Raw genomic sequence first — 852 nt, 5'->3', positions numbered from 1 at the left:
TTCTGCCAGTGAGTTAGCTCACTTTTGGCTGTTTCTTACACAACTCCCTGCCGACCCTCAGTAGAAGCCGCACGTGCCGGCGAACAGGGCCGCGGTTTTGCGGTGGTGGCTTCGGAAGTGCGTGCGTTGGCGCGGCGCTCGGCCGACGCCGCCAAGGAAATCAAGACGCTCATCGCCGACTCCACCGACAAGGTGGAACTGGGTTCGGGCCTGGTGCACCGCGCCGGCGCGACCAGGCGCGAGATCGTCGGCTCGGTCAAACACGTCACCGACATCATGAGCGAGATCACCTCGGCCAGCGCCGAGCAGTCCAGTGGGATCGAGCAGGTCAACCGCACGGTCACGCAGTTGGACGAAGTGACCCAACGCAACGCTGCGCTGGTGGAAGAAGCCGCCGCCGCCGCGCGCAGCCTGGAAGAACAAGCGGTGGAACTGGCCGATGCGGTCTCGATCTTCCGCCTGCAATCCGACGCCCGCCCCGGCGCCTCCAACATCGTGCGCGCCAGCTTCCACAACGCGGCATAAGCCTGGCATGCGTGCCGATTCGTAGGAGCGCACCCGGGCGCGACCGGGCTTCTGCGGAAATGCCCCGCGTCAACAGGTGCGCCGATGAGAACGGCCGAGCGATGCGCCGAATCGTCTCGTCCCGGCAGCGCAGCACTGCTCAGGCTAGCGCCACGACGCCGGACGCCTTGGAGGGCCGGCAGGGATTCGTGTAAAAAAACAGCCAAAAGTGAGGTCAGAGGGTGTTTACATAATCATACAATTGCATCATCTCCTGACGACTAGCCATCAAGATGGGCCGCCCGCCGAAGATTCAAGCCGAACACGAAGTGATACGCCCAGGGTTCC

General features: G+C 63.6%; 1 pseudogene. It reads left to right on the top strand.

Annotation, left to right across the window (positions count from 1 at the left end):
- Positions 1-57 precede the first annotated feature (57 nt).
- Positions 58-525: pseudogene (locus XAXN_RS18655) on the top strand (methyl-accepting chemotaxis protein); the annotation flags it as partial.
- Positions 526-852 lie beyond the last annotated feature (327 nt).

This window comes from Xanthomonas axonopodis (assembly GCF_001304695.1).
Classification (GTDB): domain Bacteria; phylum Pseudomonadota; class Gammaproteobacteria; order Xanthomonadales; family Xanthomonadaceae; genus Xanthomonas; species Xanthomonas axonopodis.
This window is presented reverse-complemented; position numbering and strand designations above follow the sequence as displayed.